Genomic DNA, 23,678 nt, shown 5'->3' with positions numbered 1-23,678 from the left:
TATTGTATTGTTTAATCATAAAATTCGTTATAATCATTCACTGTTAATTTTAATAATCCCATGGAGGTTCTATGAATTCATATTACGGCCAAGATAATAATTTAGTTCATACGCGTGAAAGCGCTTTAGCAGCTAATAAAATTATCCGCCAAGCTTATGCATTGGTCGGCTTATCGTTAATTCCTACAGCAATTGGTGTTTGGGTTGGCTTTATGATGAATGGCTTGCTTGCAAACATTGCGAAAAGCAGTCCATTCATCTATTTTATCGGTGTTATGGTTGTATTTTACGGCTTAATCTTTATGATTGAGAAAAATCGCCGAAACAGCATGGGCATTGCTTTAATGTTTGTATTCACATTTGGCATGGGCTTAATGCTCCAACCTTTATTGGCAAGCGTCGGCTCAATGAGCAATGGTATCAACTTAATCAGCACAGCTGTATTTGGTACTGCAGCAATTTTTGTTGGCTTAGCGTTGATTGGCAATAATACAAGCAAAGATTATTCATTCTTAGGTCGCTACATCGGTATTTTATTCTTCGTATTGATGGGCACTATGATCTTAAACTATTTCTTCTTACAAATGCCTGTGATGTCATTAGTGATCTCTTTTGCGGTCATTGGTTTCTCATCAATGGCAATCGTGTTTCGTATTAATATGGCTGCACGCGGCGGTGAAGATAGTTATATCTCTTTAGCGTTAGATATTTATATTTCTTTATATAATATTTTCTCTAGCTTATTAAGAATCTTAGGCATCTTCGGTGGCGATGATTAATTAATCCGCAAACATTCAAAAGCCAGCAGACCGCTGGCTTTTTTATTATAAACTTTCGATATCCACATTATCCCAATCCACTATAGAAGGAAATAACCAATCATTTTTAAATGATCGATTGGTCAATTTTGGACTAAATCCTGAACGAGCACGATATAACTCTTCCTGATGCAAACGACGAATTAAAACGATCACTGTACTTGAATCATAGCCAGCATTAATAATCTGTTTCACTGATTGATTCTTCTCTATATACAACGTCAAAATCTCATCAATGATGGATACTTGAATTGTTCGAGCATCCTCCACAAAGCTCTTTTTAATCGTCATATTCCGTGCATGATCCAACATTTCATTAGAAAAAATATTGCTTTTATTGGACATATTAATATATTCACCCAACTCCACTAAACGTGTATGGTAAATGTCAATTAAGGGCATAAATTCTGTTAAAGCAAAACTCGAAATATTATCTTTAATGCCCAATGCTACTTGAGTCTTATCTACACTACTGATTGGCCAAGATCCCAGCAAATCAGCAACGGAGACAAAAATTGAAGCTTTAAAACGATCATAAGTCTCTTTTTTCCAATCATCACCCACCAAATGCTCTGCCTGACTGATAAAATCATGCACCAATTCATTTTCCAGCTTCCAGCTATATAGCTTAATACCTAATTCTTCTGTAAACTCTTGAACCTGATCTTTCAATTTTGGTGAGTCAAAACGCGATTGAATGTATAAACCTGAAACGCGATCTATGCCCAAAGATTTCATCGCAATATAAAGCGCTAAATGAGAATTTAAACTACCATCCATTAAGATTAATGCTCTTTTTTGTGGCGTTTTCTCTATAAATTCTTTAATAACATACTTAGTTGCCCAATAAAGTTCTTTCACATAATGACTAGATTTACAGTAAACAGGATGTTCCGTGTCTTTGAGCTGATTCATCGAAGTAATGGCAGAATCCTCTTCAAAGTGCTTTAGCAACAATAAAGTCCGTCCATATTCATTAGTGATCGAAGAACAACCTTCTAATAATAAGCTATTAGTAATACCAACATGGTTCACATAAATCACTGGCGCTATTTTTTCACGTGCTAAATAGTGCAAATATTGCTCGCGCTCAATACTCAGTTCTCTTGACCAAGGAAATGCAGCACAACAACAGATGAGATCACATTCAGGTATTGCAGATTCAGAGAATAACTCTTCAGAAATCACAATACCAATTTTCAAACCTTTAAACTCAATCACGGTAGGTTCGTGACCTGCTTTGAAATAACGATTTTCTGTATATAACTCTAAATTAGGAATGACTGTTTTACGATGATTACCAATAACCTCACCATTTTTCATAATGGCGACGCTACTATACAACGCTTCAGATGTTTGCTCAGGATATCCCACTAACACGACGGTATATTCATTAGTATAACTCGCAATCTCTGACAAAGCTCTGCGACACGATGCTAAAAATTGATCTTTCAAAAAGAAATCATCTGCACCATAACCAGAAACACACAACTCAGGAAAAACAATTAATTCTGCACCTTTACTTTGTGCTTTTTGTATCGCTTCAATAATCCTTTGTGCATTTAATTGAACATCTCCGCCAGTGCTGCTGACTTGCTCTAGCGCTATTTGCAGATTATACATATTGTTCAATCTCCTTTATCATAATTATTAGCAATAATGGCTTTATCTTAGCACTGATATTATCGTGATTTATTATTAATTATTATCCAATTTGTATAATTATTAGTTACAATATGCGCGTTTGACTGCTCAATCATAGGTATCTTTTCATGCTCGTTGAATTAACTATAGAAAACTTAGCAATTATCGAGAATCTCTCATTAGAGTTTGATCGTGGACTCTCTGTCATTAGCGGCGAAACAGGCGCAGGTAAATCCATTACAGTGGATGCTTTGAGCTATATACTCGGCGGCAAAGTGGATCACAGTTTAATCAGCCATGATAAAAGCCAATGCAATTTAGTGGCACACTTTGATATCTCTGATATTCCCAGAGCCAAAACATGGTTACAAGAGCAACTCATCGAATCTGAAGATGGTGAATGCATCATTCGCCGTGTGATTAATAAAGAAGGTCGCTCTAAAAATTATATCAATGGCCAATCCATGCCATTACATGCCTTGAAAAGCTTGGGTGAATTGCTCATCGACATTCATGGACAACATGCACATCAATCGCTCGTAAAAGATGGACATCAACGTGAACTATTGGATCAATATGCAGAAACAGACACAGAGCTCACAGAACTGCAAGCCCTTGCTAAAGAGATTCGTCAACGAACAGAGCAATTGAATCAACTTAAAAACCAAGATGATTCTATGCGTGAACGCGTTGATTTCCTAAATTTCCAATTACAAGAATTCAAAAATATTGCGCCCAAGCAAGGCGAATGGGAAAGTATTGTCGAACAGCACAATGAAGCCAGCCATGCTGAAGAGTTCCAAGAAGGCATTCAAAAGTGCTTAAATTATCTTAGTGATGATCGCGGTGTATTAAATCAATTGAATCGCATTGGACAACAGCTTTCAGCCCTTTCAAAACTCGATGATAAATTCAAAAGCTATGCGGATATGATCAACGAAGCAGATATTCTATGTTCCGAGGTTGCTAACGATCTTAATCGTATGGATAACTCAGAGATTGATGAAAAAACATTGATGCATTTAGAATCTCGCATGCGTGAATTGAACGATCTCGCGAGAAAACATCGTGTTGAACCTGAAGAATTACTCACAAAACAACAAGATATTGAAACAGAAATTGCCTCACAATTTTTATCCGATGAAGCGATTGAAGATTTAGAAAATGAGCTCAAAGACTATCAAAATCAATGGCAGAAAATAGCCAATAAAATCACTCAAAAACGTGAAAACTCTATTATTTTATTGAATGAACAAATCACTAAAGCCATGCAAGGTTTATCCATGACTGGCGGTGCATTTGATATTCGCTTAAATCCTGAAAAAGGTTTTGGCCCCAATGGACAGGAAAATGTGGAGTTCCATGTTCGCTCGAATCCAGGTCTGCCATTTTATCCTCTTGGCAAAGTGGCTTCTGGCGGTGAATTGGCGCGCATTAGCTTGGCGATATCTGTCATTCTCAGCATGAAGTCTTCCCTACCCACTTTGATCTTCGATGAAGTGGATACAGGTGTTGGCGGTGCTGTTGCAGAGATGATCGGCAAACATTTACAAGAATTGAGCGATGGCCGACAAGTATTCTGTGTGACGCATTTACCGCAAGTGGCAAGCTTTGGACACCATCACTTTGCTGTCGCCAAAGCTAAATCAGAAAACCATACTGAAACACAGATCAAAAAACTTTCAGAAGAAGAACGCGTGCAAGAAATTGCGAGAATGCTTGGTGGCGTTAAACTCACTGAAGCGACATTTAATCATGCTCGTGAAATGCTAACTGCAAGCCATTCATCATGAAAAAGTTTTTAAAAAGGTTCATCTATAGTATTTTATTGATATTCATTGCAAGTGGCATTGGCGCTGCTGTTTACTATAAAGATCGCTTAAGATTAATCGTAAAATACTTTGAAAGTGGGACAGAATCACCTGCCGATATTGCACCACAAAAAAGCACAATCTCTCTAGAAAATCGCGCCAAGGAAGCTTATGAATATGCTAAAGCCAATGACTTTGATCTAGAACACGCTGTACTGATCGACTTTTCTCGCCATTCTGGGAAAAACCGCTTCTTTGTGTGGAATTTTAAAGAGAATAAACCTGAGATCGAGAGTTTAGTTGCACATGGCTATGGCAACACAGGCTTTGAAAGCACAAACCAAAATATTGTGTTCAGCAACACGCCCAATAGTTATGCTTCTTCTTTAGGTAAATACAAGCTCGGTGCTCGTTCTTATAGCAAATGGGGCATCAATATTCATTATAAAATGCATGGCTTAGAAGATACGAATAACAATGCTTTTAATCGTTATATCGTGCTCCATTCATATCAATCCATTCCGAATGAAGAAACTTATCCAAGTTACTTGCCATTAGGATTTAGCCAAGGCTGCCCTGTTGTGGACGATGAAACCATGCGAAAAGTAGATAAACTCCTACAAACCAAGAAAAAACCTGTATTGCTTTGGATTTATTATTTGGAATAAGACTTAAAGTAACTGCACCACAATGATTGCAATGGGTGGAATCGCCATGATGATTGCAGGGAAAATCATGCCTTTTTTATACGAGCTACCACGCTCGACTGAGTATTTACCACCTTGCTTAACAACATTCACAGCCGCAAAACCATATAAAACCGCTGCAATCGCACCAACAATATAATACAACCACATAACAACTCTCTCCTAAAATAAAAAACCATTGGCAGGAATCTACAAACCAATGGTTTTGCTATTACTCAATCAATGAGCATTGGCTCATACAATTATTCCCACTCAACTGTTGCTGGCGGTTTACTTGTAATGTCATAAACAATGCGATTAACATGCTGCACTTCATTCACTAAACGCACTGAAATTTTCTGTAAAACATCCCATGGAATGCGTGCAAAGTCCGCTGTCATACCATCTACAGATGTGATCGCACGAATTGCTAAAGTATAATCGTAAGTACGAGTATCGCCCATAACGCCAACGCTCTTTAAGCCTGTCAATACAGTGAAGTACTGCCAAATATCACGATCCAAACCTGCTTTTGCAATTTCTTCACGTAAGATAAAATCACTATCGCGTACGATTTCTAACTTATCTTCTGTAATATCACCCAAAATACGAATCGCTAAGCCTGGCCCTGGGAATGGCTGGCGCCATACTAAATGCGCTGGCATGCCCAACTCTTCACCCAATAAACGTACTTCATCTTTAAACAAAGTATTCACAGGCTCAATTAATTTGAACTTCATATCTTCTGGCAAACCGCCCACATTGTGGTGAGATTTAATCGTTTGTGCTGTTGCTGTACCTGATTCAATGATGTCAGTGTACAAAGTGCCTTGCGCTAAGAAATCAATGTCTTTTAGCTTTTCTGACTCTTCATCAAATAGATAAATGAATTCATTACCAATGATCTTACGCTTTTGCTCAGGATCAGAAACGCCAGCCAATTTCGTCAAGAAGCGTTCTTTTGCATCCACTTTGATGATGTTTAAGCCGAATTTGCCGCTTAAATTATTCATCACTTCTTCTGCTTCACCTTTGCGCAACATACCGTGATCCACAAATACACACGTTAATTGTGAACCAATCGCTTTATGCAGTAAAACACCAACAACACTTGAATCTACACCGCCAGACAATGCTAGCAATACTTTTTTATCACCAACTGTTTCACGGATTGCCTTCACTTGTTGCTCAATGAAGTTTTCCATTTTCCAATCGCCAGCACATTCACACACATTCAACGTGAAGTTTTTCAATAGATCAAAACCTTTTTCGGAATGCTGAACTTCTGGATGGAACTGAACGCCAAACCATTTTTTATCTTTATTTTCCATCGCAGCAATTGGACAATCATTGCTTGTTGCAATCACTTCAAAATTTTCTGGCACTTGTGTCACCAAATCGCCATGGCTCATCCAAACTGTGTGTTCTTCAGGTAAATTTTGTAATAACAATGCATCTTTAACTGTATGTTTCAATACTGCTTTACCATATTCACTATGATCAGCCTTAGAAACAGTACCACCCAATGAATGGGACATTAATTGCATACCGTAGCAAATACCCAAAACAGGAATGCCTAAATTGAAAATTTCCATATCAATTTTAAAAGCATCTTCTGCATATACGCTATTTGGGCCACCTGATAAAATAATGCCTTTCGGTGCTAATTTTTGAATTTCTGCTGCAGTCGTAGTATGAGGAATCAATTCGGAAAAAACACCAATTTCACGAATACGACGCGCGATCAACTGATTGTATTGGCTACCAAAATCTAATACGACTATATTTTCCATCATAGTTCCTTGTGCTATATCTTCTATGTAACTGCAAAACGGGTATTATATTACAAAATCCTCGTATCTTATAGATATTTCAACCAAAATCATTGCGCGCAATAAATAACATTCAAAACATATATGTTTTATTAAAAATAATTATATCTATACACATATCAATATATAATTTTGCTATAGTGAAAACCGTACAAAATTTATGAGGAGATCACAATGAGCCACGCTCAATCTAACGGTTTTTCCACTGAAACAAAACTCACACAATTAGGGCGAGATCCATCGAAACAAACAGGATTTGTCAATGGCCCAATTTATCGTGGCTCCACTGTTGTTTATCCAACATTGGATGATATTAATCATCGCCGTGCAGAATTCACATACGGCACAGCAGGCACGCCAACCATTCGTGATCTAGAAACAGCATGGACAAATTTAACAGGCGGTGCAGGCACTGTACTTTCACCTTCAGGTTTAGGCTCCATTGCATTGGCATTATTAACGACATTGAAAGCAGGTGATCATTTATTAATGCCTGATTCTGTCTATTCGCCCAGCCGTAATTTCTGCGAGCAATTTTTAACTAAGATGAATGTCCAAACTACATATTATGACCCATTAATCGGTGAAAATATTCGTGAGCTAATTCAAGACAATACAACTGTGCTATTTTTAGAATCGCCAGGATCACAAACATTTGAAATACAAGATATTCCTCTACTCACTAAAATTGCCAAAGAATATCATATTGCAACGATTATCGATAACACTTGGGCAACACCGCTTTTCTTTGATGCACATAAACATGGCTGTGATCTCTCCATCGAAGCTGGCACTAAATACTTAGGTGGCCATTCCGATCTATTATTGGGCATGATCTCTGCCAATGAAAAATGGTGGCAACCACTTCGTACAACGTATGATTTATTTGCCATGTTACCAGGCGCAGAAGACTGCTTCTTAGCATTACGAGGATTACGCACATTACACATTCGTTTAAAAGAAGCAGAACAGCGTGCACTAGAAATGGCAAAATGGCTACAAACCCAATCTGAAGTTTCAAGAGTATTGCACCCTGCTTTACCTGATTGCCCAGGACACGAGATTTGGCAGCGTGATTTCACTGGCAGCTCTGGATTATTTTCCATCATCCTAAAGCCTGAAATTCAAAAAGAAAAATTAGCCAATATGCTAGATCACATGCAGATTTTCTCTATGGGATATTCATGGGGTGGATTTGAAAGTCTGATCATTCCTTTTGATTGTAGAACTTATCGCACTGCAACATCTTGGAACCCTGAAGGTTTAGCATTACGTTTGCAAATTGGCTTGGAAGCTATTGAGGATTTAAAAACCGATCTCCGCACAGGATTTGATCGTTTACATCAATAATATACTTACTAAAAAAATAGCCTCTGTTCTGAGGCTATTTTTATTTCTGATTTTAAAAAATTCAGGTAACTATCCTACCCTACAATTTTTGGCAAAACATCCACATAAGTTGATAACACATAAGCGACAACGATCACAATGGCGAAGATTACTGCCAAAATCAATGACAAATTCCCACCGCGAGTATGTTCACCATTAGGATAAATCTTACGTGATTTATAAGCTAGTGCCACAGGCAAGAAAACACCAATGAAAGCAAAGATAATGCCAGCAAATGCGAATGCACTTAAAAAGATTTGCGGATAAGTAAAGCCCACAATAATCGGCGGAATGAAAGTGATTAAACCAATCGTAATGCGATCATGACGCAATTTAAAATGCATCAATAAGTCTTTCACCGCACTTGATAAACCAAGCGCCACGCCGATATAAGATGTGATCAATGCTAATAATGAAAATACACGCACAATTTCACTGATCGCTGTACTGCCTGTCGTAACTTTAAATGCTTCAATTAAACCATTGAGATTTGGTTCTTCATCCAATACTCGTATCAATACTGATTGCTCTAAAACGCCATGAGTTGCAAACTGCCAGACAACATAAATGATGAAAATGCCCGTTGCACCCAAAATACAAGATAACTTAACTTTACGGTTATCACCTTCTAAATATTCATTGATCGTCGGCGTACAAATATGAAAACCAAACGTCATAAAAAATACTGGCATTGCAGAAAAGAGCAATAAATTATTTGTTGGTACAGCCTGTAAATTTGCTAAAGAAACTTTATTCAGCAAAATGGCCAAGATCACAATAAAAATCAAAACTTTTAAACCAAAAGAGATTCTGTTTGCAACATCAGCAATAGAAATCCCAACTGTAACAACTGCACCTAAACCCACGGCAAAAACTAGAGATAGGACTTTTTGTGTCATTTCAGAATTTTCAAAATCTGGCAAAATCCCTAAAAGTAAATTACCACTCGCTGTCACATAGGCTGTTAAAACTGCATACATAAAGAAGAGCAAAATAAAGTTCACAAATAAGCGCCCTGCCGAACCATAATATTGCTCTGCTAAGCTTGCAATCCCTGCATCGTTCTTATTATATTGATGAACTTCTGCATATAAAACGGCTGTGAATGTTAGTAGAATCCACAACAGCGTTAACAAAGCAAATGTTAAGCCAAATCCCATTTGCGCAGATGTCAGCGGCATCGCCAACATGCCTGCACCCACAGCGGTACCTGCAATGATCAAGGTACTGCCTAAAACTTTATTCTTCATAAATGTAACCTTACCCTATTAATCACAAAAACCGATTTAACTTCATCATTAAATCGGCCATTGATTCCAATATTTTCAATTCAAAACAATTCGCGCCAATAGGATAACTCAAAATGAACGCCACTGATTGATTTTTAACAAGCCTGATCAAAAAAGAGTGGTAATTTCCCTTGTTGTGATAAAAGCTTTGTATATTGCAATACAGAATCTGGAAACTCTAAACCTTCCACACATGTTAATGCTCTTAGTAGCGGGAAAAGAATGATGTCATCCATCGAATATTTATGATTTTCTACTCGTGCTAGATCAATTAAATCAACCAATTGAACCAACGCTTGTTCAATCACAACTTTATACTCATCAGACTTTGCATATAGATCTGCAAATGATCCTAAACGTGCTTCATGCCTTGTTATATACATATTGCGTGCACTATCGGTTTCAAATTCAGGAAAATTCATTTTGGCGTAACGCGGCATGACGTATTCGTTCACTCTGCCAAAATTATCACTGATCCACTCAGAAATTTTAGGATTTTGTTGAGCTGTCAAAATAGCATCATCAAAATTAGTATCTAAATATTTCACAATGTCCAAACTCTCAGGCATAAATTTACCAGTTTCATACTCTAAAATCGGGACCATTTGCTTGCCGATCATTTTTGTTGGCGTTTCTTCATCATCTTCTAAAATATACTCAATTTTAATCGGTAATGCTTTCAAGCCCACCGCCAATAACGCGCGCACACAAAATGGGCAATGATCAAATACAAATAAACGCATGATTTTCTCCTACCTGCTCATCAATCAAACATTCAAGATAACAAACTCATATTAAGACCACAATCATGATCATTTTTTAATCTATGAAAGCTTTATAGCAATTTAGATGCAAGAAACACTCCAAAACAACTACATTATTCCGCTCAATCTCCTGTATAGTAGGCACGATTTCATTACAAAATCAGTTTAAAAATTTCAGGAGGATTCATGAACATCATCATTCTAGGCGCTGGTGTCGTTGGTGTTGCACAAGCATATTATCTTGCCAAAAAGGGCTATAAAGTTACTGTATTCGAGCGCCATGAAGGTCCAGCACTAGATACAAGCTATGGTAATGCAGGTCAAATTTCTCCAGGCTATGCAACGCCATGGGCAGCACCAGGCATTCCGTTGAAAGCTATCAAATGGATGTTAGAAGAGCATGCGCCTTTAGCTATTCGCCCAACGATGGATTTAAATCAATACAAATTCATGTGGAATATGTTCTTAAATTGCACTAGCGATAAATATGCAGTCAATAAATCTCGTTTAGTTCGTTTATCTGAATATAGCCGTGATTGTTTGATTAAATTAAGAGAAGATACTGGCATCTATTACGAAAATAGATCTTTAGGTACAACACAATTACTCAGAACAGAAAAACAGATGGAAGCAATCAAAGCTGACATAGAAATCCTAGAAAAGTTCAATGTACCTTACGAAGTATTAGATCAAGAAGGCATACTAAAAGTAGAGCCAGGCTTGAAAGATTCTGTACATAAATTGGCAGGTGGATTACGTTTGCCTGGCGATGAAACTGGCGATTGCTTTTTATTCACCAATCGCTTATCAGAAATTGCAAAAGGCATGGGCGTTGAGTTTAAATTTGGTCAAAATATTGAAGACATCCTAGTTGAACACAATAAAGTGACAGGCATTAAAGCCAATGGCGTTGTACATACGGCTGATATTTTTGTGGATTGTTTAGGTACTTATACGCCATTCTTATTGAAAAAGATCGGCATCAAAGCACCGATCTATCCATTGAAAGGTTATTCATTAACAGCTTCCATCATTGATGAAACTTCTGCACCCACTTCAACAATCTTGGATGAAACATACAAAATTGCGATCACACGTTTTGATCAACGTATTCGCATTGGTGGCATGGCTGAAATCTCAGGTTATAACTTGAATTTAAATCCTAAACGCCGCAAAACCTTAGAATTTGTCACCAATGATCTATTCCCTGGCGGCGGTGATCTACCAGAAGCTGAATTCTGGACTGGCTTACGCCCTAAAACACCAGATAGTACACCAATCATCGGTGGCACAGAATATACAAACTTCTACATTAATGCAGGCCACGGTACATTAGGCTGGACGCAATCTTGCGGCTCAGGCTCGTACTTGTCTGACATCATTGCTGGCAATAAACCAGAAATTGATACAGAAGGCTTAGATATTTCTCGCTATAAATAATTCTATACTCATAACCTTCTCGCCTACGGTGAGAAGGTTTAATTTTTCAGAAGCTTTCTATTACACAATAATCTTATGATACTGCTGCACATGTAGCTCTGTCACTTCCACCATAATTTGAACGCGCTTAGCATTATATGCCAATTCAGATTGTACGGCCGATAGAATTCGTTCTGCCATATCTTTTTGCACTGCATCATTTCGCCCAGGCATAATTTTCAAACTAATGGCAATAAATGCAGCTTCCCTATTATTCAAACCTGACAACGCATAATCTGCAATATAACAACGACTTTTAATATCTTCTGCTATGAACTCTTTTGTCTTTAATAGAGCTTGATTGACGCTCAATAATAAACGATCACAATCTTGCACCAATCCTTTCTCGGAACATTCTATGATGATATGTGGCATATTTTCCCCTTTCAATATAAAAGCCCTGATCATCTATATAATCAGGGCTTAAGTTTATTACTAATGTTTAATACTCATTACACAAAGTTCATAATAGCGATCACAGCGATCAATAATGGAATGAAGAATTTAATGTAATAGAATAAAGGAACAGCTAATTTGTTATTCACAGTACCATCATTTGTGATCTCTTCTAACAACGCTGCTCTCTTCAATACAAAACCAATGAAGATACATGATAAGAAGCTTGTTAAGATGAAGAATACGTTTGCGCTGATGAAGTCGAATGCATCAAAAATCGACATACCAAAGATGCGAACATCTTTCCAAGGACCATCTGATAATACGCTTGGCAAGTTACCCAATAAAAAGATTACAGTTAAAGTAATGAATGTTGCAAATTTACGGCTTACAGGCGTTTTCTCAACCAATGTTGTGATGATCACTTCGTAGATCGTCAATGATGTTGTCAATGCAGCCAAAATCAACAATGTAAAGAATGCCAAACCAAATACTGTACCAAATGGCATATTAGAAAATACAACTGGCAATGCTTGGAATACCAATGTTGGGCCCGCTGAAGGCTCCATGCCCACAGAGAACAATGCAGGGAAAATTACAAAACCTAGCGTTAAAGGGATGATTGTATTAATAACGCCTGCAATTAAACTGATTTTCACCATATTTTCTTTTTTATTTAAATAAGATGACAATGTAATCATTACACCGAAACCTAAACTCAAAGCAAAAAATACTTGGCCCAAAGCTTGTAAGAAGATATTCGCATTAATTTTACTAAAATCTGGAATTAAGTAGAATTTTACGCCAGCGGCTGCATTATCCAATTGTAAAGCGTAAATAACCATAACAATTAGAATGATCAAGAACAAAGGCATGATGCGCGAGATCAGCTTTTCAATTCCTTGAATGATCCCTTTAGTTAAAATGTAGTAGTTAATGGCAACAAATAAGAAAGTGTAGAAGGTAATTTTCCATGAGTTGGCAATCGAGCCTTTAAAGAACTCCGCGATTGCATCATTTTCTAAGGGTTTGGAAAGATCAATTGATCCCATTAAAATATCTGCAATGTAGCCAAATACCCAACCACCCAAAACCATGTAATAAGCCAAGATACCAAATGCACCTAAAATAGCTAAAACACCAATACCTTTCCACCACTTAGAGATAGGATTAGGTAATTTACCTTGCGTAAATGCATCAATCGTATTGGTATGCAAACGGCGCCCAATCACATGCTCAGCCATCAACATCGGTACGCCCAATACAATCATCGCTAGAATAAATACTAAAAGATATGCACCACCGCCATTTTGTCCCACTTGGTAAGGGAATCGCCATGTTGCACCAAAGCCAATGGTTGCACCAGCAACTGTCGAGATGTACAGCAATTGATTACTCCAGCTCTCTCTTTTTGACATGAATCCTCCAAAACTTTACTTTAATATTGTTTTACAAGGCAGTAAGAGTACTACAAAATTCAAAGAATGATACTTTTTTTTGATTTAATTCAATAATATTTCATAATATTTTTTATACAAATAACTTAAATCATTGAATATAAACTATTTAAAGGCATTTGTTTTTATACAAATTAACTACAACATATTAAATATTGCATTTTTTCCTGTATCTAAATCAATAAACATAACTTATAACAATACAGATTTTCTTATTTACAATAAAATACAATAATTAACATTTATAAAATAAGGTCGTTCATAATGAATCACTCTATTAAATTACTCATAACATTTTTAGTTGCATTGACACTTTGGTTTGTACCACCACCAGAGGGATTATCCATAGAAGCATGGCATACTTTTGCCATTTATCTTGCAGCTATTATCGGCTTAGTCATTAAACCATTCCCTGCCCCCCGTTGTATTACTCATTGCTGTCGGTGCAACTGCCTTATTATTAGATGAAACCAGTATTGCTTTGAGTGGCTATTCATCTTCAACCACTTGGCTCGTCTTTTCAGCATTTACTCTCAGTATTGCCTTTATCAAAACTGGTTTAGGCCGAAGATTGGCTTATATTTTGATTGATAAATTGGGAGGAACAACTTTAGGGCTTGGTTATGTGACTGCATTTTTGGATTTGGGTATTTCTCCTGTGACACCTTCTAATACAGCTCGCTGCGGCGGTATTGTTTATCCGATCATTCATAGTATTGTTAAAGCTTTGGGTTCTGAACCTGGTGAAACAGCCAAAAAAGCAGGTAGCTATTTAATGATCAACACCTATATGGTGACAAAAGTCACAAGCTTTATGTTTCTCACAGCAATGGCACCCAATGCTTTAGCAGCAGACCAAGCCGAAAAAATATTGGGCGTACACATTAATTGGATGATTTGGTTCAAAGGCTTATTCCTGCCAGGCTTCTTTTTATTATTATTAATCCCTCTTGTTAACTACATCATGATACGCCCAACATTAACAAAAGTGGATAATAAAAAGATCTCTGCTGAAGGTTTAGCGGAATTAGGCCCAATGAAAATGAGTGAAAAAATCCTCGTGACGATATTTGCACTATCATTAACAGGCTGGATTGCTCCGACATTATTAAATTTATTAGACTGGCTTGATACACCAATCACAATCAATGCCACCGCAGTTGCTATTTGTGCAATGGTGGCAATTTTAGTCACTAATGTTATTCAATGGTCAGATGTTCAAGAGAATAAAGGCGGATGGAATACCTTTATTTGGTTCGGTGGCATCATCGGTATTTCTGCTGTATTAACTAAACTTGGATTTTTCGTCTGGCTTGCTGATTTTATGGGGAAAAATATTAATTTTGGCGACAATGCCTTATTAATTCTATGGTTCATCATATTTTTAAGCGTCATTGTTCGCTATCTTTTTGCTTCTGGTTCAGCGTACATTGCCGCAATGCTACCTGTGTTTCTAACGGTTGGTAAAGTTGCAGGCGCGCCAGAAATGGCATTGGCACTAGCATTATGTGCCTCCAATGCTTACGGAGGTTCTCTCACCCATTACACAGGTGCAGCAGCACCCATCGTATTTGGTGCAGGTTACAATACCATTAAGCAATGGTGGATTATCGGCGCATTCATTGCCATCATCTGTTATCTATTTATGATGACACTTGGCATGGCATGGTGGCAACTCATTGGTTTAATATAGTATTTATAGATCATTCATCAAAGGTGCGACTCAGCACCTTTTTTCATGCTAGCCTTTTCTACAAAATCCATTACTATGAATGCTTCGCGTAAATTTTAGCTTCCATAAAAAGATCCATCATGACCAATATCGCTACCACATTAAATAATCGCACATCTACGCTCAAAATGGCGATTGCCATGATTCTGTTTGGCTCAGTGGGATTCTTCTCAGAACGAAGTGGCGTACCAGCTCTAGAACTCGTATTTATACGCTGTGTTTGTGCTGTGATTTTTTTAGGGTTCTTTTGGTGGGCTTCAGGTAGATTACGCAGTGAAAATTGGCATAAGCAAGAAGTTTTTCGCATTTTGATTTGTGGCATCTTCTTAATATTAAACTGGCTCTATTTCTTTAAAGCCATTGAAGAATCTGGTGTAACCGTTGCCATTTCAATTTATCACTTAGCGCCTGTGATTGTGATGATCTTGGGCGCATTCATATATAAAGAGAAGCTCACGCTCATCCCTATGATTGCGATTTTAGCCTGCTTTATCGGAACTTTGGCGATTGCAGAGATCAATCGCACATCTTCTATGAGTGAATTCTTTTCACAAGGTTTGATCTTTGGTTTACTCTCTGCCCTATTTTATGCGCTGTTAACACTAACAGGCAAAGGCTTTAAATACGCAAGCTCCTATGCAATCACAACAATCCAAGTGGGATTTGGTGCACTATTATTGATTCCCTTTGTGGATTTCTCTGCCTTTGATAATTTAACGGGCATGAATTGGTTTTATATTTTGATCACAGGTTTTGTGCATACAGGCATTGTGTTTTATCTCTTCTTTGATTCCATTCGCCATTTATCCACGCAATTGATCGCTATCTTAGTGTTTTTAGATCCATTAGTCGCTATTTTGATGGATATCTTCATCACAGGTTTTGCGCCATCCATCGAGCAATGGATTGGTATTATTTTGATTTTTGGTGGCATGGCATTAACGCTAATGCCAAAGAAGAAGCAAATCTAGCAAAATCAAAAAAGCCCTCATGAAATCATGAGGGCTTTAATATGTGGTTGCGGGAGCCGGATTTGAACCAACGACCTTCGGGTTATGAGCCCGACGAGCTACCAGACTGCTCCATCCCGCGTCTGTATTGAGTGATGCATTATACACAGTTTCAAATAAATTACTGCGTAAAATGTACTCACACTAACGTATATATAAATAGTTTATTTATCAATCTTCTGAATATTATCAAATTCAATTTCTTCATAATCAAATATACCCTCAGGCATGTATCCTTCACTTTCAAGTTCATAAAATTTTTGAATAGCATTATCTATATAATCTTTACTTTTACCATTCAAATACTTATAGCCAGTCTGTTCTATTGGGTCAACTCGAAATATATTATTAGCAAAATAGCCTGAAATATATTCAGTGTATTCTATAACTTGAAGCTTACCATCGTCACTCATATCTGTTTCTCGTGAGTTCATTTTAATCCAATGTGTAGCATCTGAAGAAAACCCATAATTATGAGAATCTTTTGGTAAATTTTTAATAGTTTGTGGAAAAATACATTTTTCTCTAAATTTAGAGTTTAATTGAGGGAGATCTAATATTTTAGCTTCCACACCACCTTGAGTAGTCACACATATACATACAGTATCTTCTCGAGAAAATCGTTCTGAAACATAATCGTTAGTATATTTAAATGTTTTTTCTAAAGGAATAATTACCGATGAATATGCAGAAATGATTATCGGTTTAAAGGTATCTTGAAAAAATCTAATCCTCTTGCCCTTGATCTCATAATCTACGGCAAAAATAACTATAGATTTATCCTTGGCATTATGCAAAATAATTTTTGAAATATATGCTAAATCATTATCCTGCTGAATAGAACAGTTAAAATATATCTCATTATCTGACTTTCTTCTATAATTTTTAAAGGCAATGATGCCTGCAACTGTAGCTAGACAGACCGTTATTAATTGCACTTGTAAAGTAATAGTATCTTTACCATATTGTGCTGATTCAGATGATAAAGGGGACAACCAAATAATTAATGATAGGAATAAAAAGATCATTCCTGTTATATAAATTATTTTATAATCTTGGTCTTTTTCATATTCCTTACACCTTTTTTTCCACCAAGCCACAACACAACTACTAAAATTATTGAAATATGGAGTAACAGAAATCCATAAATACTCTCCCCATCTTATAAACACAACAGTGCTTACTACACATAAAAATACTAACACTGATAAAAATATAATTTTTAATACAATGAACATGCACAACAACCAATAAATTAATAATAGCGTTATTCTAGCTGATAAATAAAAAAACCACCTATTCCATAAAGAAATAGATGGTCTTCAAACCATAAATAAGCTACTTCGTGCCCGATTTCAGTGCTGTGACAGTATTTTTTAAGACTGCTTTCAACTCATCCATATTGTCATGATGTTTTTCAATCAACGATACAATATAAGAACCAGAGATTGCGCCATCTACGCCCATTTTAATAGCATCATTCACTTGCTCTTTCGTGCTGATGCCAAAGCCTTGCACGATTGGTACATTCGTAACTGAGCGAATCAATTTCACTAAATTCGGTAAACCTGCGTCCGTTGCTTTATTTAAGCCTGTAGTGCCGCTACGTGACATTAAATAGATGTAACCTTCTGCGGCTTCTGCTGTTTTACGAATCGTTTCATCACTTGCATTAGGCGGCACAATCAAAATAGATTCGATACCATGTGCAGTTGCCACTTCTTTAAATGCTTTGAACTCACTTAACGGCACATCTACAACCAATACAGAATCCACACCGATTTCTGCCATTTTCTTATAGAAAGTCTCTAATGTTGGGCGATAAACTAAGTTGGCATACATTAATAAACCAATTGGAATTTCAGGATATTTTGCACGCACTTTAGCAATAATCTCAAAAGATTTTGCTGCATTTGTACCTGCATTCATCGCGCGAACGCCTGCATTTTGAATTATAGGGCCATCCGCCATTGGATCAGAAAATGGCACGCCCAATTCCAATGCATCCGCACCACTTTCCACCAATGTTTCAATGATTTCTAAAGAAGCTTCAGGATTGGGATCACCGATCATTACAAATGGAATAAAAGCACCTTCATTTTTAGCTTTTAATTCGCTGAATTTTTTAGCGTAACGACTCATGATTATTCTCCTTTCTCTTGAGCATCTTGTTCTGCAAAAATCTTCGCCACCGTGAAAATATCTTTATCACCACGGCCTGATAAGTTCACTAAAATCAACTGCTCTTTTTCAGGATTTTCACGAATGATCTTCAAAGCATGCGCTAAAGCATGTGAAGATTCCAATGCAGGAATGATCCCTTCATTACGACATAAATCTTTAAAGGCAGCCAACGCTTCATCATCCGTAATGGATACATATTGCGCACGACCAATGGATTGTAAATATGCATGCTGCGGACCAACAGATGGGAAATCTAAACCTGCTGAAACTGAATGAGATTCCTCAATTTGCCCCTCTTCATCTTGCATCATTGGTGCTTTCATACCAAAAAAGATGCCTGTAGAACCATGTCCTAATGGTGCACCATGTTTACCTGTTTCAATACCAAATCCACCTGGTTCAACACCGATCAATTCAACGCCTTCTTCAGGAATAAAGTCTGCAAACATACCAATCGCATTAGAGCCACCGCCAATACAAGCCAAAACTTTATCAGGCAAACGGCCTTCTCTTGCAACGATTTGTGCTTTTGCTTCTTCACCAATCATTTTCTGGAACTCACGAACAATTGTTGGGAATGGATGTGGACCCGCTGCTGTGCCTAATAAATAATGTGTTGTTTGATAATTTTCAGCCCAGTCACGTAATGCTTCTGTACATGCTGACTTCAATGTTGCTGTGCCAGAATAGACAGGAATCACAGTTGCGCCCATCATTTTCATACGGAATACATTTGGCTCTTGACGTTCAACATCTTTAGCGCCCATGTAAATACGACATTTTAATCCTAATAATGCACATGCGATTGCTGTAGCTACACCATGTTGACCTGCACCAGTTTCTGCAATGATCTCATGTTTTCCCATACGTTTTGCCAATAATGCTTGACCCAAAACTTGGTTAGTCTTGTGCGCACCACCGTGCAGTAGATCTTCACGTTTCAAATATAATTTTGATTTCGTACCTTTGGTTAGATTTTGACACAATGTTAACGCTGTTGGTCGGCCCGCAAAATTCTTCAATAAATCCATAAATTCCGCTTGAAATTCAGGATCATCTTTTGCATCCACAAATGCCTTTTCCAATTGATCCAGTGCTGGAATCAATAATTCAGGCACATATTGACCGCCAAATTCCCCAAAATATGCATCTAAAATTGCCATGATTTCTCCTTCCTTATTTAACCTATCTCTAATATCTGCTTGTTTAGCTTCCCACGCTCTGTGTGGGAAGCTTATGACTATTTCTGTGTTTTAATCTTAAACAGTTCTATATTCACGAATTGCTTTAAAAACACTTTGTATCTTCTGTGTACATTTTTCGCCCTTTGTCATTTCTAGCGCTGAGTTCATATCAACACCTGTAACATTTTGCGCTAATGCGTCACTAATGTTCTCTTCGCCTACGCCGCCAGCCAATAAATAACGGCGCTGTGGCAATGTTGGGATGATGGTCCAATCAAAACTATTCCCCGTGCCACCTTGACCATAATCTAATACGATACAATCGATTAAATCACTGCCTAAATAATCTTTCTGCGCTTCAATCTGCGTCGCATCAATGGCTTTAAATATCTCCACATTCTGTGGTAATTGCGTGCGTAATTGAGCAATATATTCTAAATTTTCCTCACCATGCAACTGAATTGCTTTCAGATTCAAATCTTTTACCATTGAATTGATCAATGTAATCTCTGCATTTTGAAAAACCCCCACAAAATTCAAAGGTACGTTCATCAGAGCTTTTGCATCTTCTGGTGAAATGTATCGCGGTGATTTCTCTACAAAAATCAAACCACCATAATAAGCACCCGATTCATACGCTGCTGTTGCTGCTTCTAGTGATTTCAAGCCACAAACTTTATGCGTACCGAAAATTAATTCTCTCAATGCTAAGTCTAAATTCTCTGAACCCACTAAATGGCTACCCACTAAGAATCCATCTGCATACGGTGATAAATCCACAACATCATTGTGAGATGAAATCCCTGACTCACTGATCACAATACGATCTTCAGGAATTTTCACTGCCAATTTTTTAGTGGTTTCTAAATTCACAGTTAAAGTATGTAGATCACGATTATTAATGCCAATCACTTTTGCATTCAACTCAATGGCTCTTGCTAACTCTTCTTCATTACTGGTTTCTGTTAATACGCCCATATTCAATGAATGCGCGACTTCACGAAGTGCTAAATACTTGGCATCTGATAATACTGATAACATTAATAATACAGCGCTTGCACCATGTAAACGCGCATAATGAATCTGATATTCATCGATAATGAAATCTTTACACAACAGTGGTTTATCCGTTAATTCACGGGCAATTTTTAAATTTTTAAACTCACCACCAAAATATTTATTGTCGGTTAACACTGAAATTGCAGATGCAAATGGTGAATAAGCCGTAACAATTTTAGTTAAATTAAAATTAGGATTGATCGTACCTTTTGAAGGTGACTTTGGCTTACATTCCAAAATATAAGCTGGCTTTGATGAAGCTAATGATGCATAGAAATCACGATCATTTGGCACAATGTCCATTTGGAAATTACACAATGGCTTTTCTTGCTTCAACAAGCTCACTTCAATGTATTTGTCTGCGACGATTTTTTCTAAGATAGTTGCCATGATCGATTAACCTCTGCTCACCATTTGTTGTAATACTTCATAAGGCTTCGCAGTACGAATCATGCTTAAAACCTCTTCCACATTTTGCTTCACATCACGCTTACCAAATAAGCGCATTAATAATGCAACATTTGCAGCAACCACATTTTCATGTGCTACTTTGCCTTGACCTTGTAAGATATTTTCCAATAAGATTTTATTTTCAGCAGGCGTTCCACCACGAATGTCATCAATGCTCATCACTGGCAAACCAAAATCTTTCGCTGTTAAATAGTATTCTTCGATATCACCATCAGCCAACTCTGCAACATGCGTATCTGCATGCAATGAGACTTCATCCAAGCCCGCAGTATGAATCACTGCTGCATTTAAGTAGCCTAAGTTTTTCAATACTTCTGCCATTGGGCGAACTAAGGAATTTTGATAGACACCAACGATCGCAACTCGTGGACGCGCTGGATTAATTAATGGCCCTAACACATTGAAGATTGTACGTGTTTTGAGCTCTGCACGAATCGGTGCAACATTTTTAAAACCTTTATGATACTGCTGAGCAAATAAGAAACATACCCCCAATTCATCCAATAATTCACGAGATTTTTCAGGTGTTGCATAGATATTCACACCCAATTCAGTCAACACATCTGATGAACCACTTAAGCTTGAAACGCTACGATTACCATGTTTTGCAATCGGATAACCACAGGCTGCTGCAACAAAAGAACTTGCTGTAGAAATATTGATGCTTTTTGAACCATCGCCGCCTGTGCCAACAATGTCAGCAAACATATAATCTGGTGTTGGAAATGTTTCTGCATGTTTCAATGATGCCATTGCAGCACCTGTTAATTCCGCGATGGATTCACCGCGCACTTTCATGCTTGTCAACATCGATGCTAAATGGATTGGGGAAACTTGCCCTTCGATGATATTACAAAAGATTTCAAAGCTCTCTTCTTGAGATAAGTATTCGCCGTTGTAAACTTTTAGTAATGATTGGTTCATATCTGCCTCTGCTGTATTTAAATGCTAATTTCAAATTCTGGGTGCTACAGCGGGCGAAAAAAAACCCGCTTATCGCGGGTTCTTTATGCATGTATTGACTTTTATTTTTGCCATGACACGACTAAATCTCCCGCCTTGTGAGAGATTTGCCACCAAAAATTACGTGAAACTAATGTAATGCGTGTCATGAATGAATTCCTTAAAATTGATGGTTTTTAATCTATCGGAATAAAAACCATCCGTCAACAATAATTTTGAAATTTTATTTCTTAATCTCACCTAAATAATCACCAACTCTAACCACAGCATCAGTTAAAACATCACTATACGGCAAAAATGTGATTCTGAAATGATCAGGTGTTGGATAATTAAATCCTGAGCCTTGTACAATTAATACGCGCTTTGATTCTAATAAATCCAAGGCAAATTCTTCGTCAGATAAGAATGGATACATATCTGGATCCATTTTTGGAAACATATACAAAGCACCTTTTGGCTTCATACAAGAAACGCCTGGAATGCTCGTCAACAAATCATAAGCCAAATCACGCTGTTTCGTTAATCGACCATTGGGCGCGATTAATTCATTGATGCTTTGATAACCGCCCAATGCCGTTTGAATCGCATATTGCCCTAAAGAGTTAGAACATAAGCGCATAGAAGACAAAACATTCAAACCACTAATATATTCTTTCGCATGCTTTTTAGGGCCAGAAACAATCATCCAACCTGCACGATAACCACAAGCACGATAAGCTTTAGATAATCCATTGAATGTTAAACATAAAACATCATCAGCTAAAGCAGCTGTCGATGTATGCGTATGTCCATCGTATAAAATTTTATCGTAAATTTCATCGGAGAATACAACCAAGCCATATTCACGAGCCACTTCCAAAATATCTAATAAAATCTGATCACTGTACAAAGCACCTGTCGGATTATTTGGATTAATGATCACAATCCCTTTTGTGCGTGGTGTGATTTTCGCGCGAATGTCATCAATATTTGGCTGCCAATCATTATCTTCATCACACATATAGTGCACTGGGCGCCCGCCAGCAAGCGATGTTGCGGCTGTCCATAATGGATAATCTGGCGTTGGGATTAGTACTTCATCGCCATTGTTTAACAACGCATTCAAACTCATAGTGATGAGCTCAGAGGCGCCGTTACCAATGTAGACATCATTCACATCAACATTTTTAATATTCTTCTGTTGGGCGTAATGGACGATGGCTTTGCGTGCGGCGAAGATCCCTTTTGAGTCCGTATACCCAGAAGCTTCTGGCATGTTCATGATCATATCTTGTACGATTTCATCTGGTGGCATAAAGCCAAAAGGTGCAAGATTCCCGATGTTTAATTTGATGATTTTTAGGCCATCTTCTTCCATTTGGTTCGCTTTATCGAGAACTGGGCCTCGAATTTCATAACGAACATGATTCAACTTATCTGATTTACCAATTGTTTTCATAGTGCACGCAAGCCTTCATTTTCTAGTACTAAAGCCAATAAAACTTTAATATAGCGCCTAAAGAATTAAGAC

General features: G+C 37.4%; 19 protein-coding genes, 1 tRNA gene and 1 pseudogene. 7 read left to right on the top strand and 14 right to left on the bottom strand.

Annotation, left to right across the window (positions count from 1 at the left end; translation table 11 throughout):
• Positions 1 to 71 precede the first annotated feature (71 nt).
• Positions 72 to 779 carry a Bax inhibitor-1 family protein gene (locus ACA100_RS07600; protein ID WP_481077106.1) on the top strand — a complete coding sequence of 236 codons (708 nt, stop codon included), beginning with the start codon at positions 72 to 74 and terminating at the stop codon, positions 777 to 779.
• A 45-nt stretch (positions 780 to 824) separates the two neighbouring features.
• Here ACA100_RS07600 and ACA100_RS07595 read toward each other — a convergent pair whose 3' ends face one another.
• A complete protein-coding gene (locus ACA100_RS07595) occupies positions 825 to 2,441 on the bottom strand; it encodes a nitrilase-related carbon-nitrogen hydrolase (RefSeq protein ID WP_481077105.1) in 1,617 nt (538 codons plus the stop codon).
• A 149-nt stretch (positions 2,442 to 2,590) separates the two neighbouring features.
• Between ACA100_RS07595 and recN the strand changes: the two genes are divergently transcribed.
• Together recN and ACA100_RS07585 are read left to right on the top strand one after the other, a co-directional pair.
• Entirely contained in the window at positions 2,591 to 4,255 is a 1,665-nt protein-coding gene (gene recN, locus ACA100_RS07590) for a DNA repair protein RecN (RefSeq protein ID WP_481077104.1), read from the top strand.
• Entirely contained in the window at positions 4,252 to 4,941 is a 690-nt protein-coding gene (locus ACA100_RS07585) for a murein L,D-transpeptidase catalytic domain-containing protein (protein ID WP_481077103.1), read from the top strand. Before recN ends, ACA100_RS07585 begins: the two co-directional genes overlap by 4 nt.
• Before the next feature lie 3 nt (positions 4,942 to 4,944).
• On the opposite strand, the gene ACA100_RS07580 is transcribed toward ACA100_RS07585, so the two are convergent.
• Positions 4,945 to 5,130, bottom strand: coding sequence for a hypothetical protein (locus ACA100_RS07580; RefSeq protein WP_481077102.1), 186 nt, complete (start codon positions 5,128 to 5,130; stop codon positions 4,945 to 4,947).
• A 92-nt stretch (positions 5,131 to 5,222) separates the two neighbouring features.
• Positions 5,223 to 6,755 (bottom strand): glutamine-hydrolyzing GMP synthase, encoded by a 1,533-nt coding sequence (guaA, locus tag ACA100_RS07575; RefSeq protein WP_481077101.1) that lies wholly within the window; start codon positions 6,753 to 6,755, stop codon positions 5,223 to 5,225.
• A 210-nt stretch (positions 6,756 to 6,965) separates the two neighbouring features.
• On the opposite strand from guaA, the gene metC reads away from it, so the two are divergent.
• Positions 6,966 to 8,141 (top strand): cystathionine beta-lyase, encoded by a 1,176-nt coding sequence (gene metC / locus ACA100_RS07570; RefSeq protein ID WP_481077100.1) that lies wholly within the window; start codon positions 6,966 to 6,968, stop codon positions 8,139 to 8,141.
• Between the two features lie 74 nt (positions 8,142 to 8,215).
• On the opposite strand, the gene ACA100_RS07565 is transcribed toward metC, so the two are convergent.
• Both ACA100_RS07565 and grxB read right to left on the bottom strand, forming a co-directional pair.
• Positions 8,216 to 9,430 carry an amino acid permease gene (locus tag ACA100_RS07565; RefSeq protein WP_481077099.1) on the bottom strand — a complete coding sequence of 405 codons (1,215 nt, stop codon included), beginning with the start codon at positions 9,428 to 9,430 and terminating at the stop codon, positions 8,216 to 8,218.
• Positions 9,431 to 9,564: 134 nt separating this feature from the next.
• The gene (grxB, locus tag ACA100_RS07560; RefSeq protein WP_481077098.1) at positions 9,565 to 10,212 is read right to left on the bottom strand and encodes a glutaredoxin 2; all 648 of its coding nucleotides are present in this window, start codon (positions 10,210 to 10,212) and stop codon (positions 9,565 to 9,567) included.
• Positions 10,213 to 10,419: 207 nt separating this feature from the next.
• On the opposite strand from grxB, the gene ACA100_RS07555 reads away from it, so the two are divergent.
• Positions 10,420 to 11,673, top strand: a complete 1,254-nt coding sequence (locus ACA100_RS07555) for a D-amino acid dehydrogenase (RefSeq protein WP_481077097.1) — start codon at positions 10,420 to 10,422, stop codon at positions 11,671 to 11,673.
• 60 nt (positions 11,674 to 11,733) lie between these two features.
• On the opposite strand, the gene ACA100_RS07550 is transcribed toward ACA100_RS07555, so the two are convergent.
• Complete coding sequence (locus ACA100_RS07550; RefSeq protein WP_481077096.1) at positions 11,734 to 12,087, bottom strand: 5-carboxymethyl-2-hydroxymuconate Delta-isomerase; 354 nt, start codon at positions 12,085 to 12,087, stop codon at positions 11,734 to 11,736.
• A gap of 77 nt (positions 12,088 to 12,164) precedes the next feature.
• A complete protein-coding gene (locus tag ACA100_RS07545) occupies positions 12,165 to 13,526 on the bottom strand; it encodes a sodium-dependent transporter (RefSeq protein ID WP_481077095.1) in 1,362 nt (453 codons plus the stop codon).
• A gap of 300 nt (positions 13,527 to 13,826) precedes the next feature.
• On the opposite strand from ACA100_RS07545, the pseudogene ACA100_RS07540 reads away from it, so the two are divergent.
• Both ACA100_RS07540 and ACA100_RS07535 read left to right on the top strand, forming a co-directional pair.
• A pseudogene (locus ACA100_RS07540) lies at positions 13,827 to 15,258 on the top strand (DASS family sodium-coupled anion symporter).
• Between the two features lie 119 nt (positions 15,259 to 15,377).
• Positions 15,378 to 16,268, top strand: a complete 891-nt coding sequence (locus ACA100_RS07535) for a DMT family transporter (protein WP_481077094.1) — start codon at positions 15,378 to 15,380, stop codon at positions 16,266 to 16,268.
• 44 nt (positions 16,269 to 16,312) lie between these two features.
• Here the strand turns inward: ACA100_RS07535 and ACA100_RS07530 are convergent.
• The 7 genes from ACA100_RS07530 to ACA100_RS07500 form a co-directional block, all read right to left on the bottom strand.
• Positions 16,313 to 16,389, bottom strand: a tRNA-Met gene (locus ACA100_RS07530).
• An 82-nt stretch (positions 16,390 to 16,471) separates the two neighbouring features.
• Positions 16,472 to 17,545: a hypothetical protein gene (locus ACA100_RS07525; protein ID WP_481077093.1), complete on the bottom strand. Its 1,074-nt coding sequence runs from the start codon at positions 17,543 to 17,545 to the stop codon at positions 16,472 to 16,474.
• Between the two features lie 100 nt (positions 17,546 to 17,645).
• The gene (trpA, locus tag ACA100_RS07520) at positions 17,646 to 18,449 is read right to left on the bottom strand and encodes a tryptophan synthase subunit alpha (protein WP_481077092.1); all 804 of its coding nucleotides are present in this window, start codon (positions 18,447 to 18,449) and stop codon (positions 17,646 to 17,648) included.
• Positions 18,450 to 18,451: 2 nt separating this feature from the next.
• Positions 18,452 to 19,654 (bottom strand): tryptophan synthase subunit beta, encoded by a 1,203-nt coding sequence (trpB, locus tag ACA100_RS07515; RefSeq protein WP_481077091.1) that lies wholly within the window; start codon positions 19,652 to 19,654, stop codon positions 18,452 to 18,454.
• Between the two features lie 96 nt (positions 19,655 to 19,750).
• On the bottom strand, positions 19,751 to 21,124 hold the full coding sequence (trpCF, locus tag ACA100_RS07510) for a bifunctional indole-3-glycerol-phosphate synthase TrpC/phosphoribosylanthranilate isomerase TrpF (protein ID WP_481077090.1): 1,374 nt from the start codon (positions 21,122 to 21,124) through the stop codon (positions 19,751 to 19,753).
• A gap of 6 nt (positions 21,125 to 21,130) precedes the next feature.
• On the bottom strand, positions 21,131 to 22,129 hold the full coding sequence (trpD, locus tag ACA100_RS07505) for an anthranilate phosphoribosyltransferase (protein WP_481077089.1): 999 nt from the start codon (positions 22,127 to 22,129) through the stop codon (positions 21,131 to 21,133).
• A 262-nt stretch (positions 22,130 to 22,391) separates the two neighbouring features.
• A complete protein-coding gene (locus ACA100_RS07500; protein WP_481077088.1) occupies positions 22,392 to 23,606 on the bottom strand; it encodes a pyridoxal phosphate-dependent aminotransferase in 1,215 nt (404 codons plus the stop codon).
• Positions 23,607 to 23,678: the final 72 nt, after the last annotated feature.

The organism is Wohlfahrtiimonas sp. XWW7, from assembly GCF_056716055.1.
This window is presented reverse-complemented; position numbering and strand designations above follow the sequence as displayed.